Origin of the sequence: Dyella sp. EPa41 (assembly GCF_016586165.1) — a bacterium.
Taxonomy (GTDB): Bacteria; Pseudomonadota; Gammaproteobacteria; order Xanthomonadales; family Rhodanobacteraceae; genus Dyella.
In genome coordinates this window covers 1-14,176 of sequence record NZ_BCPR01000096.1, presented here as the reverse complement: position 1 = coordinate 14,176, position 14,176 = coordinate 1, and the positions used below count along the sequence as shown (strand labels likewise).

The window sequence follows — 14,176 nt, the reverse complement described above, 5'->3', positions numbered from 1 at the left end:
GCCTTGCCCTGGTACTACCGCATCGCGGCGGTGTGGGGCGCGCACGAGGGTTCGCTGCTGCTGTGGATCTTCATCCTCAACCTGTGGACGCTGGCGCTGGCCGTGCTGAGCCGTCGCCTGCCCGAGGTGTTCATCGCGCGCGTGCTGGGGGTGCTGGGCCTGGTCTCGGTGGGCTTCCTCGCCTTCATCATCTTCACCTCCAATCCGTTCCTGCGCCTGTTGCCGATGCCGCCGGACGGCGGCGATCTCAACCCGGTACTGCAGGACCCGGGCATGACCTTCCACCCCCCCGTGCTCTACATGGGCTACGTGGGCTTCTCGGTGGCGTTCGCGTTCTCCATCGCCGCGCTGCTGGGCGGTGAGCTGGAGCAGGCCTGGGTGCGCTGGGCGCGACCCTGGACCAACGTCGCCTGGGGCTTCCTCTCCGCGGGCATCGTCGCCGGCAGCTGGTGGGCCTACGCCGAGCTGGGCTGGGGCGGCTGGTGGTTCTGGGATCCGGTGGAGAACGCCAGCTTCATGCCCTGGCTGGTGGGCGCGGCGTTGATCCACGCGCAGGCAGTAACGGAGAAGCGCGGCGGCCTGCGCGCGTGGACCATCCTGCTGTCGATCTTCGCCTTCTCGCTGTCGCTGCTGGGTACCTTCCTGGTGCGCTCGGGCGTGCTGACCTCGGTGCACGCCTTTGCCTCCGATCCCAGGCGCGGCCTGTTCATCCTGTGCTTCCTCGCCGTGGTGGTGGGTGGCTCGCTGCTGCTCTATGCGCTGCGCGCGCCCAAGGTCGCCGGCGGCAAGCCGTTCAACGTGGTGTCGCGCGAAACGGCAATCCTCATCGGCAACCTGATGCTGACGGTGGCCGCGGCGATGGTGCTGCTGGGTACGCTGTTCCCGCTGCTCGGCGATGCGTTGAACCTGGGCAAGATCTCGGTGGGTCCGCCCTACTTCGGTTTCCTGTTCACGCTGCTGATGATCCCGGTGGTGGTGCTGCTGCCGTTCGGGCCGTACCTGCGCTGGGGCAAGAGCGACACGCCGATGCTCAAGCGCGTGATGTGGCGCGCCGGCCTCGCGGCCGCCGCCTGCGCCATCGTGGCCGCCTTCCTTACCGATGGCGAAGGCAAGGCGATTGCCGGCACGGCCGCGGCGGTATGGTGTGGTTTCGGCACCCTGCTCTACGTGTTCAAGCGCTGGCGCGAGATGCCGGCGGGCCGCCGCTACCCGGCCGAGATGGCCGGCATGCTGCTGGCGCACTTCGGTGTCGGCGTGTTCCTCGCCGGCGTGCTGCTCACGAACGCGCTGAGCGTCGAGCGCGACGTGCGCATGAGCCCCGGCCAGACCTCCAGCATCGGCGGCTACGATTTCCGCTTCGACGGCGTGCAGCACACCACCGGCCCCAATTGGCAGGGTGACCAGGGCACGGTGACGGTGTTGCGCTCGGGCCGCGAGATCACCGTGATGCATCCGCAGAAACGCACCTATACGCGCGGCCAGGTACAGACGGAATCGGCGATCAACCCCGGCCTGTTCCGCGACCTTTACGTCGCGCTGGGCGAGCCGATGGATCGCACGCAGCCCGAAGGCGCGTGGGCGTTGCGTCTTTACGACAAGCCGTTCGTCCGCTGGATCTGGGCCGGTGGCCTGTTCATGATGCTCGGCGGCTTCTTCGCCGCCGCGGATCGCCGCTTCCGCACCAAGCGCGCGGCTGAAACCGAAGCCGTCCCGGCGGCCGCCTTGCAGGAATCGCGCGCATGAGCCGCCTCCTGCCCTTCTTCGGTTTTCTGCTCCTGGTGGCGCTGTTCGGCTTCGGCATCTGGTGGAACACCCAGCATGACCAGCGCGAAGTGCCTTCGCCGCTGATCAACAAACCGGCGCCCGCCTTCGCACTGCCGAAGCTGGATGATCCCGCCCAGACGGTCAGTCGCGACAACCTGCTCGGCAAGCCCTATCTGATCAATGTGTTCGCCAGCTGGTGCATCGCCTGCGGCGAGGAACATCCGGTGCTGATGACGCAGGGCAAGTCCATCGGCGTGCCCATCGTCGGCTACAACTACAAGGATGCGCCGGAAGACGCCAAGGCATGGCTGGCGAAGCACGGCAATCCGTACGACATGGTCATCGTCGACCAGGAAGGCCGTACGGCGATCGATTTTGGCGTGTACGGCGCACCCGAGAGTTTCCTGGTCGATGGCAAGGGCGTGATCCGCTACAAGCGCATCGGCCCGCTGACGCCGGAAGTGATCGAGAAGGAACTGAAGCCTGCCATTGCCGTGCTGGCCAAGGAGCCCGCTCCGTGAGCGCGAGAACTCTTTTTGCAGGAGCGCCCCCAGTGCGCGAAAAGCCTACGCAGCGCAAGTTCCGTGATCGCGCACTGGGTGCGCTCTTACCGTTGGGGCTATTGCTCCTAACGAGCGTGTCGTTCGCCCAGGCCATCGACCCGCTGCCATTCAAGGATCACGCGCAGGAAGTCCGCTTCCAGGCACTCACGCGCGAACTGCGCTGCCTGGTCTGCCAGAACGAGAACCTCGCCGACTCCAACGCGGACCTCGCGCGCGACCTGCGCCATGAGGTGTTCGACCTGATGCAGCAAGGCAAGAGCGACGACGAGATCAAGCAGTACCTGGTCGATCGCTACTCCGACTTCGTGCTCTACGACCCGCCGGTGAAATCCAGCACGGTGCTGTTGTGGTTCGGCCCGCTGGCGATCCTGCTGGCCGGTGCCGTGGTGGTCGTGGTGACGATACGTCGCCGTGGCCGCGCCGCGCCCGTCGCCGCCACGGAAAACAAGCCGAACGATGAAGGGGACGATTGGTGAAGCTGGCTTTTTTCCTGATCGCCGCAGCGATGATCGCCGCGGCGCTGTTCCTGCTGTTGTGGCCGCTGATGCGCCACGGTCGCCGGCAGGGACGTTCCCGCAGGGTTTTCGTGCTGGCCCTGGCGCTGGCCCTCCTGCTGCCGATCGCGGCCATCAGCCTGTATCTCGGCGTGGGCACGCCGGTGGCGCTCGATGGCGTCGCGCGCCAACCCAAGAGCATGAGCATCGATGACGCCGTCGGTGAGCTGAAGGCCCACCTGGCGCAGCAGCCGGACGACCAGCAAGGGTGGATGCTGCTCGCGCAGACCTACAGCGTGATGCACCGCGCCGCCGAGGCGCGTGACGCCTACGGCCAGGCCCTGCGCATCGACGCCGACAACGGCGCGGCCATGGTCGGCTGGGCGGAGGCCGACTCGCTGCAACGCGAGGATCACCGCATCGAAGGACGCGCGCTGGAGCTGCTGGAGCGCGCGGTGAAGCTGGACCCGCAGAGCCAGCGCGGCCTGTGGCTGCTCGGCATCAGCCAGTTCCAGCACGACCGCTATGCCGAGGCCGCTGCCACCTGGCGCCAGCTGCAGACGCAACTCGACCCTGGTTCCAACGTGGCCAAGGCCGTCGCCGAACAGATCGCCGTGGCCGATGCGCGTGCCGGCAACCCCGGCAAGACGGCGCCCGAGGCACCCGCGGCCGAGGCGCAAGGGCCTGCGCTGCAGGTGCAGGTCGCGCTTTCTCCCGCCCTCAAGGACAAGCTGGGCCGCGGTGACACGCTGTTCGTCTACGCACGCGCCGAACAGGGCCCGCCCATGCCGCTGGCCGTGGCGAAGCTGGACGCGGCCGCCCTTCCCGCCACGGTGACGCTCACCGACGCGATGGGCATGACGCCCCAGTTCAAACTATCCTCGGCGTCGCGCGTGTTCGTCGGCGCCCGCATCAGCAGGAGCGGGCAGGCCATGCCGCAGGCGGGCGACCTCGAAGGCGACGCCGGCGTGGTCGACGTCGCTACGCGCACCCCGATCAGGATCACCATCGACAAGGTTCATTGATGAGCGACGCGCGCCGTTACTTCGCACTTCCCTCGCCATTCGCGATGAAGCGCGGTGGCGAACTGCAGGGCGCGCGTGTCGCCTATGAAACCTGGGGAACGCTGAATCCGGCGCGTGACAACGCGGTCCTGATCCTCACCGGCCTTTCGCCCAGCGCACATGCCGCCTCCAACGCCGAGGATCCTTCGGACGGCTGGTGGGAGGCGATGATCGGCCCTGGCAAAGCCATCGATACGTCACGCTGGTTCGTCATCTGCGTGAACTCGCTGGGCAGTGACAAGGGCTCCACCTGCGCGGCCTCGATCAACCCGGCGACCGGTGAGCCGTATCGCCTGGATTTCCCCGAGCTGTCGCTGGAAGACGTCGCTCACGCGGCGCACGGCGCCGTGAGCAGCCTGGGCGTCGAACAGCTCGCCTGCCTCATCGGTTGCTCGATGGGCGGCATGAGTGCGCTGGCCTACATGGTGCTGCACCCGGGTAGCGTGCGCGCGCACATCAGCGTGGATACGGCGCCCCAGGCACAACCGTTCGCCATTGCCATCCGCTCGCTGCAACGCGAGGCGATTCGCCTCGACCCGCACTGGAACAACGGCCGCTACGACGACGGCGACTATCCGGAAGCCGGCATGAGCATCGCGCGCAAGCTCGGCGTGATCACCTACCGCTCGGCCATGGAATGGAACGGCCGCTTCGCGCGCATCCGGCTCGACCCCGAGCAGCGCGACGACAATCCGTTCGGCATGGAATTCGAAGTGGAATCGTATCTGGAAGGCCACGCGCGACGCTTCGTTCACACCTTCGATCCCAACAGCTACCTCTATCTCTCGCGCGCCAGCGATTGGTTCGACATCTCCGAGTACGGCGACGGCAGCGTGATGGAAGGGCTCAAGCGCATCCATGTCGAGAAGGCGATGGTGATCGGCGTAAGCACCGACATCCTGTTTCCGCTGGAACAACAGGAGCAGATCGCCGACGGCCTGCGCGCCGCCGGTGCCGAGGTGGAGTTCGTGGCGCTGAACTCCCCGCAGGGCCACGACGCCTTCCTGGTCGACATCCCCAACTACAGTCGCGCGATCGGCGGCTTCCTGGGCCGGCTCTGAGCGGTCGACTGCGCCCGCTGCCCCGCGCTGTTAAGATGGGGCAGCAGCATCACCATCCGAGAACGACATGCTCACCCTGGATTTTCCCGGCTCCCGCCAACTGATCGACGCCATCGACGCCGCCGTCGCGCAGGACTCCACGCGCGCCGTCACGGACAGCCTGCGCAACAGCCTGTGCAGGCTCATTCGCGGCAAGGAAGTGAAGTTGCCCGAATGCGTGTTCGAGACCGCGGAGGGCCGCTATGCGCGCCGTGAGCTGTACCGCAGCGAAGATCACGGCTACTGCGTGGTGGCGATGACCTGGGGCCCGGGCCAAGGCACGCCGATCCACGACCATTGCGGCATGTGGTGCGTGGAAGGTGTCTGGAGCGGCGCGTTGGAAGTGGTGCAGTACGAGCGCCTCGCCGACGAAGACGGTCACTACCGCTTCCAGCCGGTGGGCTCGATCCAGGCGGGCCCCGGCTCTGCCGGCAGCCTGATTCCGCCGCACGAGTACCACACCATCCGCAACCCCAGCGACGACGCCGTCGCGGTGAGCCTGCACATCTACTCCGGCCCGATGACCCATTGCGCCGTCTTCCAGCCACTGGGCCAGGACCACTACCAGCGCACCGATCGCCAGCTGGGTCTCGACCCGGTGCACTGAACCCGGCATAATGGTTGGCTCCAGTGCCGGTGTGGCGGAATGGTAGACGCGGCGGACTCAAAATCCGCTTCTGGCGACAGAGTGTAGGTTCGAGTCCTATCACCGGTACCAACAGCTCGAATAAAAAAAAGCCCGCTTATATGCGGGCTTTTTTTATGGGTCGACGAAATGCCCGCCAGTCTTCGTGGATGGGGGCCGGCACTGCCGTCAGTGGATGGCGCAGGACCTTCTCGCGGGAAGCTGCGCCTCGCGCAGGGGAAGCGTTTCGTGGAGTTCATTCCACGTCATCGGCTCAAGCCCCTCATCGCCCTGCAGCATGCGCGCGAACGTCGCGCCTTCGTTTTCACCGGCGCGCAATGCGTCCACTTCGCGTGCGAACGTTCTTTCCGTATCGCGTCGCGTCAGCGGCTCCCAATCGAGCTGATTGCCTGACGGGGATCGCAGTAGCGTCCACGCGGCCGCCCAGGAACTCGCGCCGTCGCGCGGGATCTCCACGGATTCGACCCTCAGAAGATAGATACCGACTAGCACGGCCATGCGCGGACTCCATTTCCGGGCCTCGCCACGCAGGAAGGGGAATGGGTCGTGTGGGGGCACGGCCGGCGCGTGGAAGGCTAACTTGAGGAAAGCTTACGCATGACTTACGGCACTGGGCCTGTGGCAAAGGTCATGGGTCCTTGCGTTAGTTCTTGCGATCCGCTTTCCCTGCTGGTCTCGGCAAGCTCGCTGCGCGGCGGGGCCGCTATCGACCTGCCGGCCAGACCGCTCAAGCAAGGATTTCATGCGCATGCAGCGCGGACGCGCCGCGCCAGCGTTTAGCCGTCCAAAACCGGCATGTGGCCATCGGCGATGAGCAGGTCATGCCGTGCCTTCGCAAAGCTCGCAGGGCATCCCGACCGCTTTCGAGGTTGCGGACGCTTCGTGCGCCCTGTCCAGCACGCGCGCCTGCCGCCGGCCGCTCTGTCGTCTTCCTCGCACGGCGATCCACAAAGCGCATACCCACCGTCTATCAGCCGGCAACGCCACGCGATGTGTCGTGCCCCTTCGCCTGCGCGAACCCGTTCGATCGCATCACGCGCCTGCGGCTTGTTTACCTCCGGCATGACGTCGAATGGACGGCGCCGCCGCAGCAGCCGGTCATCCACCGTCGATACCGAATCCTCCAGGCCACGTCGCCGCCCAGGTATCCGCCGGTCAATGGTCGCCTGCGTAAACCCCTACATTCACGACCGGATACTGGCGACGCCAGGTTTCCTCTTCGGGTGTCAGCGACAGCGAGTGCTGGCCGATTCCTTGACGGCAGATGTCGGAGCGGCCTGTCCGCCGCCGCCTTGCGCCGCGAAGGCACAAGCGGTCATGGCGTACCAGCAACGAGCAGCAAGCATGGAGCCCGGCGCCACCATGGATGGCATGACCGCGGCGGTCGATGCGCCGGCAACCGGTTGTCGCGTCATGGCGAAAAACGTCGCAGACGTTCATGAATGCGCCTGAATTCCAACCGGCCAAGGAGGGGTGGAGCTTAGTGATCCGGCCACATCATGTTCTATGGGAATCGTCTGAAGAGGCCTCGAAAACGAGTAGGGTTTAGTCGTCTCTGCTCGCCATGCGCAATCGGCTAACCTACCGCCCAAACTGGCGTGCGACCTGAACAGCCATGACCTTGCGCATCATCCTGGCCGATGACCATCCCGTTGTCCGCAGCGGCGTCCGCGCCCTGCTGGAGAGCGAGCCGCAAACGTCCGTGGTCGCGGATGTGGGCTCGCCCGCCGAACTGATCGATGCGATTCACGCCTGTTCGTGCGATATCGTCCTCACGGATTTCAGCATGCCAGGCGGCCAGGTCGCCGACGGCCTGCATATGCTCGGGCTCATCCGCCGATGCCGGCCGACGCTGCCGGTGATCGTGCTCACCATGGTCAGCAACACCGGCTTGCTCAATTCCATCCTCGCGACGGGCGTGCGCGGCCTGCTCGGGAAGTCCGATGCGTTGACCGAACTGACGCTGGCGGTGCAGGCGGTTTCCCATGGACGCGACTACCTGAGTTCGACCATACGCCAAACGCTGGACACCGCGCAGACGGATGCGAGCGTCTCGGCGCAACCGATGCTGTCCAAGCGTGAAACCGAAGTATTGCGTCTATTTGCGTCCGGCTTCACCGTGTCCGAGATCGCCAGCCGGTTCAATCGCAGCGTGAAGACCATCAGCCGGCAGAAAATGGATGGGATGGCCAAGCTCAACCTGAAGAGCGACCTGGATGTCTACGCCTATGCGCGTGAGCACGGGATGCTGACGTAGGGCGTGACGAACGCGTGCGAGAGAAACACTGTCCGGGCCACTGTCGGGAACGTCATGGGTTGACCGTGCCGGGTGAAACCCGCGGCGCTCCATCCCCGTTAGAGACAACCAGGGGCGCCCATGGAGCGCGCCAGGACGCGCCACGGGAGGCCTTCCCGGTTCGCGACGCACGTGCAGGCCAGCCAACGATTTGTGCTGCCGCAGCATGGATGTCACATCCCTGCGCCTTCGCCAGGTTGAAACGCAAAGGGCCGGCGTCTGCCGGCCCCTCGCGATGCGTGGAATGGTGCCCCCGATACGATTCGAACGTACGACCTTCCCCTTAGGAGGGGGACGCTCTATCCAACTGAGCTACGGGGGCAACGGCGCGGATTTTGGCATGGATCGGCGGCCAAGGCGATCCGTAGCGGGGGGCCTGCTAGAATGGCGGTTTTCTTCCCGGCGCTTTTTTCGCGCCACGGTCCGGAGTCAAGCATGTCCCACGAAATCCTCACCGCACTTGGTCTCGGCGCCTCCCAGTCGGGTACGTACCTGGGCCATGGCGAATGGTCCAAGACCACTGATGCCGGCACGCTGCAACCGGTCAATCCGGCGACCGGCGACGTGATCGCCAGCGTGCATGCCTCCAGCGCGGCCGACTACGAGACCATCGTCAAGCGCGCGCAGGAAGCGTTCAAGGTGTGGCGCACGACGCCGGCTCCGCGTCGCGGCGAGGCGATCCGCCTGTGCGGCGAAGCGCTGCGCAAGCACAAGGACGCACTCGGTTCGCTGGTCGCGCTGGAAATGGGCAAGATCAAGCCCGAAGGCGACGGCGAAGTGCAGGAGATGATCGACATCGCCGACTTCGCCGTGGGCCAGAGCCGCATGCTCTATGGCTACACCATGCATTCGGAGCGCCCGGGCCATCGCATGTACGAGCAGTACCAGCCGCTGGGCCTGGTCGGCATCATCAGCGCGTTCAACTTCCCGGTCGCGGTGTGGGCGTGGAACGCGTTCCTCGCCGGCATCTGCGGCGACATCTGCATCTGGAAGCCTTCACCGAAGACGCCGCTGTCGGCCATCGCCACGATGAAGATCGTCAACGAGGCGCTGAAGGAAGCCGGCTTCCCGGACATCTTCTTCCTGTTCAACGATGCCGGCGTCGAGCTGTCGCAGGCATTCGTGGATGACCATCGCATTCCGCTGATCAGCTTCACCGGTTCCACCAAGGTGGGCCGCCACGTGGGCGAGCGCGTCGCCAAGCGCATGGGCCGCTCGCTGCTGGAGCTGGGCGGCAACAACGCCATCATCCTCGACGAGAGCGCGGACCTGAAGCTGGCCATCCCGGCCATCGTGTTCGGCGCCGTCGGCACCGCCGGCCAGCGCTGCACCACCACGCGCCGCCTGTTCGTGCACCAGGCGATCATCGACGACGTGACGGCCAAGCTGACCACCGCCTACAAGCAGGTGGAAGGCAAGATCGGCGACCCGACCCTGGCCACCACGCTGATGGGCCCGCTCAACAGCAAGGAGGCCGTGCAGGCCTATCTCGCCGCGGTGGAGAAGGCCAAGGCGGCCGGCGGCAAGGTGCAGACCGGCGGCGCCGCGCTCAGCGACCGCAAGGGCAACTTCGTGCTGCCGACCATCGTCACCGGCCTGAAGAACAGCGACGAAGTGGTGCAGACGGAAACCTTCGCCCCGATCCTGTACGTGATGCCGTTCAAGACGCTGGACGAGGCGATCGACCTGCAGAACAGCGTGCCGCAGGGTCTCTCCTCGGCCATCTTCACGCAGAACCTGAAGTCGGCCGAGCAGTATCTGTCGGCAGCGGGCTCCGATTGCGGCATCGCCAACGTCAACATCGGCACCTCGGGCGCGGAAATCGGTGGCGCTTTCGGCGGTGAGAAGGAAACCGGCGGCGGCCGCGAGTCGGGATCGGATGCGTGGAAGGTCTACATGCGCCGCCAGACCAACACCATCAACTACTCGAACTCGCTGCCGCTGGCGCAGGGCATCAAGTTCGACCTGTAAGACGCAACGGGCGGCCGGCCACCGCCGGTCGCCGACTTTCACCGCCCAGCGTGCATCGACATGAGCTATCAGACGACCTCTTACCGCAGCACCAATTCACTGGCGGTGATCAGCCTGATCTTCGGCATCGCCTGCTGGTTCGTGTTGCCGTTCATCGGCGCCATCGTGGCGGTCGTCTGCGGGCACCTGGCGCGAGGGGAAATCCGGCGCGCGGAGCCCGGCACGATGGAGGGCGACGGCCTGGCCGTCGCCGGGCTGGTGCTGGGTTATATCCATCTGGCGCTCGCCCTGCTCGCCATCGTGTTCGTCGTTGCCTTCCTCTTGCTGGGCTTCGGCATCGGCCTGCACTCGCTGCACTGGTGATGCCATGAGCCCGCAAGACACCATGACGTTCGCGACATCGCCGTTCGACTTCCGCGGCTATCGCATCGTGGTGGCGGGTGGCAGCAAAGGTATTGGCCGCAGCATCGCACTGGCCTTTGCCCGGTCGGGGGCAGCGGTGTCGGTTTGTGCGCGCGGCGAAGCGGCGCTGGATGAGGTGCGTCACGCCATCTCCGCATTCGGCGTGACGGCGCATACGCGGCGCTGCGACCTGGCCGATGCGCAAGCCATCGATGGCTACATCCGCGAAGCTTCGGAAGTGCTCGGCGGCATCGATGTGCTGGTGAACAACGCCAGCGGCTACGGCTTCACCAATGACGAGGCCAGCTGGCTGGCGGGTTTCAATGTCGACATCATGGCAGCGGTGCGTGCCTCGCATGCGGCCCTGCCGCATCTGAAGGCGTCGCCCCATGCGTGCATCCTGCACACCTCGTCGATCGCCGCCTACCACCCCAGCACGCGCAGTGCCCCGTATGCCGCGGCGAAGGCGGCACTGAACCAGTACACCACTTCGCAGGCGATGACGCTGGCCAAGCATCGGATCCGCGTGAACGCGATAGCGCCCGGCTCCATCGAGTTTCCCGAAGGCCTGTGGGATCGCCGCAAGGTCGAGGCAGCGGAGCTGTATCAGCAGACCCTGGCCAAGATTCCCTTCGGTCGCTACGGCAAGCCGGAAGAGATTGCCAACGTCGCCCTGTTCCTCGCTTCTCCATTCGCCAGCTGGATCACCGGCCAGACGCTTTGCGTGGATGGCGGGCAGCTGCTGTCGGGCTGACGACGATGACCGATCTCAACGCTACCGAGCGATTCAGCGACCGCGTCGCGGACTACGTGCGTTATCGCCCCGACTACCCCATGGCGATGCTGGAGTGGCTGCAACACACCTACGGCGTGAATCCGCATTGGCTGGTGGCCGACGTCGGCGCCGGCACGGGCATTTCCAGCAAACTGTTCCTGGACGGCGGCTACCGCGTGATTGCGGTAGAGCCGAACGAACCGATGCGGAAGGCGGCGGAGCAGTGGCTCGGCGACAACGAGCGCTTCCGCACCATCGGCGGCCATGCCACCGCCACGGGCTTGGACGATGCCAGCATCGATCTCGTCACCGTAGCCCAGGCCTTCCACTGGTTCGACCAGGCGGCGACGCGCAGCGAGTTCCAGCGCATCCTCAAGCCGTCCGGCTTGGCCGCCATCATCTGGAATTCGCGCCGGCTGGTGGGTACGCCGTTCCTCGAAGGCTACGAGGCCCTCTTGAAGGAATACGGCACCGACTACACCAGCGTCGCCGAACGCTATGGCGACGAGCCGCAGATGCGCGCCTGGTTCGGTACCGGTTACCTCGGCATGGGTCGTTTCGACCACGGCCAGCTGCTCGATTTCGATGGGTTGCGCGGACGCCTGATGTCGTCCTCCTACGCGCCTCGCGCGGGCCATCCGCAACATGAGCCGATGATGCACGCGCTGCGTGAGCTGTTCGACAGCTGTGCCGTCGACGGCCGCATCAGTTTCGATTACGACACCGTCATTTACGTGGGCACCCTGCCTTGAGCATGTACAACCTGATCCGCCCCCTGTTGTTCGCGCTCGACGCGGAAACGGCGCACGGCCTGACGCTGTATGGCCTGGACGTGGCCCAGCGCAGCAACTTCGCCCACCTCGTTGCCAGGCCGCCGGAAGACCTGCCGACCACGGCGTTCGGCATCCGCTTTCCCAACCCGGTGGGTCTCGCGGCCGGCCTGGACAAGAACGCCGACCATCTCGATGGACTCGGCGCACTGGGCTTTGGCTTCGTCGAAGTGGGCACCACCACCCCGCGCCCGCAGCCGGGCAACGACAAGCCGCGCATGTTCCGCCTGCCGCGGCACGAGGCGGTGATCAATCGCCTGGGCTTCAACAACGCCGGCGTGGACGCGCTGGTGCGCAACGTGCAGCAGTCGAGCTATCGCGGCGTGCTCGGCATCAATATCGGCAAGAACAAGGACACGCCCAACGAGAAGGCGGTGGACGACTACCTGTTCTGCCTGGAGCGCGTCTATGCGCTGGCCAGCTACATCACGGTCAATATCTCCTCGCCAAACACGCAGGGCCTGCGCGACCTGCAGGAAGAAGCCACGCTGCGCCGCTTCATCGACACGCTGCGCGAGGCGCAGGAACGCCTGGGCTCGCAGGCCGGCGCACGCAAGCCGATGTTGCTGAAGATCGCGCCCGACCTCAGCGAGACCGAACTCGATGCCATCGCCGACGTGCTACTGGCTGCCAAGGTGGATGGCGTGATCTGCACCAACACCACCATCGACCATTCGGCGGTCGCCAGCGATCCGCATGGCAACGAAACGGGCGGCCTGTCGGGCAAACCGCTGTTTGCTCGCTCCACCGCCGTGCTGCGCGGCATGCGCAAGCGCGTGGGCGACAAGCTCGACATCATCGGCGTGGGCGGCATCCTCGACGGCAGCGATGCGGCCGAGAAGATCGACGCCGGCGCTTCGCTGGTGCAGATCTATTCCGGCATGGTGTTCCGCGGTCCGGCGTTGATCGCCGAATGCGTGGATGAGATCCGTCGCCAGCGCGAGGGCAGCCATGGCGGTTGAACACATCGACATGGGCGGCTACACGCTGATCGAGAACGCGCCGCTGGGCACGCGCAACACGCTGCGCGTCAATGCGCGCGCGCGCCTGCTGGCGGAAATCCGCGATGCCTCCAAGCTGCCCGAGCTGCTGGCGTTTCCCACCGTGCGCAACGGCAAGCTGCTGGTGCTGGGCGAAGGCAGCAACATGCTGTTCACCGGCGATGTCGACGGCACCGTGCTGGCCATGGCGACGCGTGGCGTGCAGGTGGAACAGGATGGCGATGTCGCGCGCATCGCGGTGGCAGCCGGCGAGCGCTGGGACGATTTCGTGCGATGGACGCTGGGCCAGGGCTTCGCGGGGCTGGAAAACCTCATCCTGATTCCCGGCACCGTCGGTGCGGCGCCGATCCAGAACATCGGCGCGTACGGCACGGAAGTCGCCGAGTTCATCGAGAGCGTGGAAGCGTGGGACACGCAGGAACAGCGCGTGGCCACGCTCGACCGCGAGGCCTGCGCGTTCGCCTATCGCGATTCGGTGTTCAAGCACCAACCGGGCCGCTACATCGTCACCGCCGTACGCTTCGCCCTGCCCCGCTCGCGCGCGCTTCGGCTGGACTACGCCGGCATTCGCGAAGAACTGGCACGCATGGGCGTGGACAAGCCCGCGCCGTTCCACGTGGCCGAGGCCGTGGTTCACTTGCGCACGAAGAAGCTTCCCGATCCCGCCGTGATCGGCAACGCGGGCAGTTTCTTCAAGAATCCCATCGTGGATGCGTCGCTCGGCGAAGCGGTCAAGCGCGAACATCCCGAGCTGGTGTCATGGATCGGCGCCGATGGCCGCTGGAAGCTTTCCGCGGCATGGCTGATCGAGCAGAGCGGCTTCAAGGGCGAGCGCGATGGCGACGCGGGCATTTCCAACCGCCATGCGCTGGTGCTGGTGAACCATGGGCGTGCCAGCGGCGCGGAGTTGTGGACCTTCGCGCAGAAGGTGATCGAGGGCGTTCGCGAGAAATTCGGCGTGGCGCTGGAGCCGGAACCCGTCGTGGTTTGATGCTGGGGCGTGGTGATGGTGTCCATGCGGGAGGCTATTCAGCGGGCTACCGCAGACTATGAGTGTGCCGCTCCGTCAGGTGATCGCGCACTGGGTGTGCTCCTACATGAGCGGCGTGCGGGTGAGACCTCGGCGCGTCAGTCGTGCGGCGTGATGCGCCAGCCTTGCAGACGGAACCTGCGCCCCCTTCGCCGGGGTGCAGCCTACTGTAGGAGCGCACCCAGTGCGCGACCGCGGACCGGCAGTGCACCACTCCATGAGGCTGTCGCGCACAGGGTG

Annotated in this window: 14 protein-coding genes and 2 tRNA genes; 14 read left to right on the top strand and 2 right to left on the bottom strand. The window is 66.0% G+C overall.

Annotated features, from left to right (window positions below; genetic code table 11):
* From JMF82_RS20005 to JMF82_RS19975, 7 genes are all read left to right on the top strand, one after another.
* A partial coding sequence (locus tag JMF82_RS20005) for a heme lyase CcmF/NrfE family subunit (protein WP_201316283.1) occupies positions 1-1,743 on the top strand: 1,743 nt, incomplete at its 5' end.
* Complete coding sequence (locus tag JMF82_RS20000) at positions 1,740-2,285, top strand: DsbE family thiol:disulfide interchange protein (RefSeq protein ID WP_201316282.1); 546 nt, start codon at positions 1,740-1,742, stop codon at positions 2,283-2,285. The genes JMF82_RS20005 and JMF82_RS20000, both read left to right, overlap by 4 nt.
* A 32-nt stretch (positions 2,286-2,317) precedes the next feature.
* A complete protein-coding gene (locus JMF82_RS19995; protein ID WP_201316281.1) occupies positions 2,318-2,803 on the top strand; it encodes a cytochrome c-type biogenesis protein in 486 nt (161 codons plus the stop codon).
* Positions 2,800-3,846, top strand: a complete 1,047-nt coding sequence (locus tag JMF82_RS19990; protein ID WP_201316280.1) for a tetratricopeptide repeat protein — start codon at positions 2,800-2,802, stop codon at positions 3,844-3,846. The genes JMF82_RS19995 and JMF82_RS19990 overlap by 4 nt, the downstream gene beginning before the upstream one ends.
* Positions 3,846-4,946 carry a homoserine O-acetyltransferase gene (locus tag JMF82_RS19985; RefSeq protein ID WP_201316279.1) on the top strand — a complete coding sequence of 367 codons (1,101 nt, stop codon included), beginning with the start codon at positions 3,846-3,848 and terminating at the stop codon, positions 4,944-4,946. Before JMF82_RS19990 ends, JMF82_RS19985 begins: the two co-directional genes overlap by 1 nt.
* Positions 4,947-5,013: 67 nt before the next feature.
* Entirely contained in the window at positions 5,014-5,592 is a 579-nt protein-coding gene (locus tag JMF82_RS19980; protein ID WP_201316278.1) for a cysteine dioxygenase family protein, read from the top strand.
* Between the two features lie 25 nt (positions 5,593-5,617).
* Positions 5,618-5,703, top strand: a tRNA-Leu gene (locus JMF82_RS19975).
* A 96-nt stretch (positions 5,704-5,799) separates the two neighbouring features.
* Here the strand turns inward: JMF82_RS19975 and JMF82_RS19970 are convergent.
* On the bottom strand, positions 5,800-6,129 hold the full coding sequence (locus JMF82_RS19970) for a hypothetical protein (RefSeq protein WP_201316277.1): 330 nt from the start codon (positions 6,127-6,129) through the stop codon (positions 5,800-5,802).
* Between the two features lie 1,117 nt (positions 6,130-7,246).
* On the opposite strand from JMF82_RS19970, the gene JMF82_RS19965 reads away from it, so the two are divergent.
* Positions 7,247-7,888, top strand: a complete 642-nt coding sequence (locus JMF82_RS19965) for a response regulator transcription factor (protein WP_201316276.1) — start codon at positions 7,247-7,249, stop codon at positions 7,886-7,888.
* Between the two features lie 284 nt (positions 7,889-8,172).
* On the opposite strand, the gene JMF82_RS19960 is transcribed toward JMF82_RS19965, so the two are convergent.
* A tRNA-Arg gene (locus JMF82_RS19960) sits at positions 8,173-8,249 on the bottom strand.
* A 113-nt stretch (positions 8,250-8,362) separates the two neighbouring features.
* Between JMF82_RS19960 and JMF82_RS19955 the strand changes: the two genes are divergently transcribed.
* The 6 genes from JMF82_RS19955 to murB are packed head-to-tail and all read left to right on the top strand — an operon-like array spanning position 8,363 to position 13,897.
* Positions 8,363-9,898, top strand: coding sequence for an aldehyde dehydrogenase family protein (locus JMF82_RS19955; protein WP_201316275.1), 1,536 nt, complete (start codon positions 8,363-8,365; stop codon positions 9,896-9,898).
* Positions 9,899-9,958: 60 nt separating this feature from the next.
* A complete protein-coding gene (locus JMF82_RS19950) occupies positions 9,959-10,261 on the top strand; it encodes a DUF4190 domain-containing protein (RefSeq protein ID WP_201316274.1) in 303 nt (100 codons plus the stop codon).
* A gap of 4 nt (positions 10,262-10,265) precedes the next feature.
* A complete protein-coding gene (locus JMF82_RS19945; protein WP_236585595.1) occupies positions 10,266-11,054 on the top strand; it encodes an SDR family oxidoreductase in 789 nt (262 codons plus the stop codon).
* 5 nt (positions 11,055-11,059) lie between these two features.
* Positions 11,060-11,827, top strand: coding sequence for a class I SAM-dependent methyltransferase (locus tag JMF82_RS19940; protein WP_201316273.1), 768 nt, complete (start codon positions 11,060-11,062; stop codon positions 11,825-11,827).
* Between the two features lie 2 nt (positions 11,828-11,829).
* Positions 11,830-12,867 carry a quinone-dependent dihydroorotate dehydrogenase gene (locus JMF82_RS19935; RefSeq protein WP_201316284.1) on the top strand — a complete coding sequence of 346 codons (1,038 nt, stop codon included), beginning with the start codon at positions 11,830-11,832 and terminating at the stop codon, positions 12,865-12,867.
* Positions 12,868-12,877: 10 nt separating this feature from the next.
* Positions 12,878-13,897, top strand: a complete 1,020-nt coding sequence (gene murB, locus JMF82_RS19930; RefSeq protein ID WP_201316285.1) for a UDP-N-acetylmuramate dehydrogenase — start codon at positions 12,878-12,880, stop codon at positions 13,895-13,897.
* Positions 13,898-14,176 lie beyond the last annotated feature (279 nt).

Coding starts and splice junctions, on each gene's coding strand:
- JMF82_RS20000 (WP_201316282.1), top strand. CDS start 1,740: ATGAGCCGCCTCCTGCCCTTCTTCGGTTTTCTGCTCCTGGTGGCGCTG.
- JMF82_RS19985 (WP_201316279.1), top strand. CDS start 3,846: ATGAGCGACGCGCGCCGTTACTTCGCACTTCCCTCGCCATTCGCGATG.
- JMF82_RS19980 (WP_201316278.1), top strand. CDS start 5,014: ATGCTCACCCTGGATTTTCCCGGCTCCCGCCAACTGATCGACGCCATC.
- JMF82_RS19970 (WP_201316277.1), bottom strand. CDS start 6,129: ATGGCCGTGCTAGTCGGTATCTATCTTCTGAGGGTCGAATCCGTGGAG.
- JMF82_RS19965 (WP_201316276.1), top strand. CDS start 7,247: ATGACCTTGCGCATCATCCTGGCCGATGACCATCCCGTTGTCCGCAGC.
- JMF82_RS19955 (WP_201316275.1), top strand. CDS start 8,363: ATGTCCCACGAAATCCTCACCGCACTTGGTCTCGGCGCCTCCCAGTCG.
- JMF82_RS19950 (WP_201316274.1), top strand. CDS start 9,959: ATGAGCTATCAGACGACCTCTTACCGCAGCACCAATTCACTGGCGGTG.
- JMF82_RS19945 (WP_236585595.1), top strand. CDS start 10,266: ATGAGCCCGCAAGACACCATGACGTTCGCGACATCGCCGTTCGACTTC.
- JMF82_RS19940 (WP_201316273.1), top strand. CDS start 11,060: ATGACCGATCTCAACGCTACCGAGCGATTCAGCGACCGCGTCGCGGAC.
- JMF82_RS19935 (WP_201316284.1), top strand. CDS start 11,830: ATGTACAACCTGATCCGCCCCCTGTTGTTCGCGCTCGACGCGGAAACG.
- murB (WP_201316285.1), top strand. CDS start 12,878: ATGGGCGGCTACACGCTGATCGAGAACGCGCCGCTGGGCACGCGCAAC.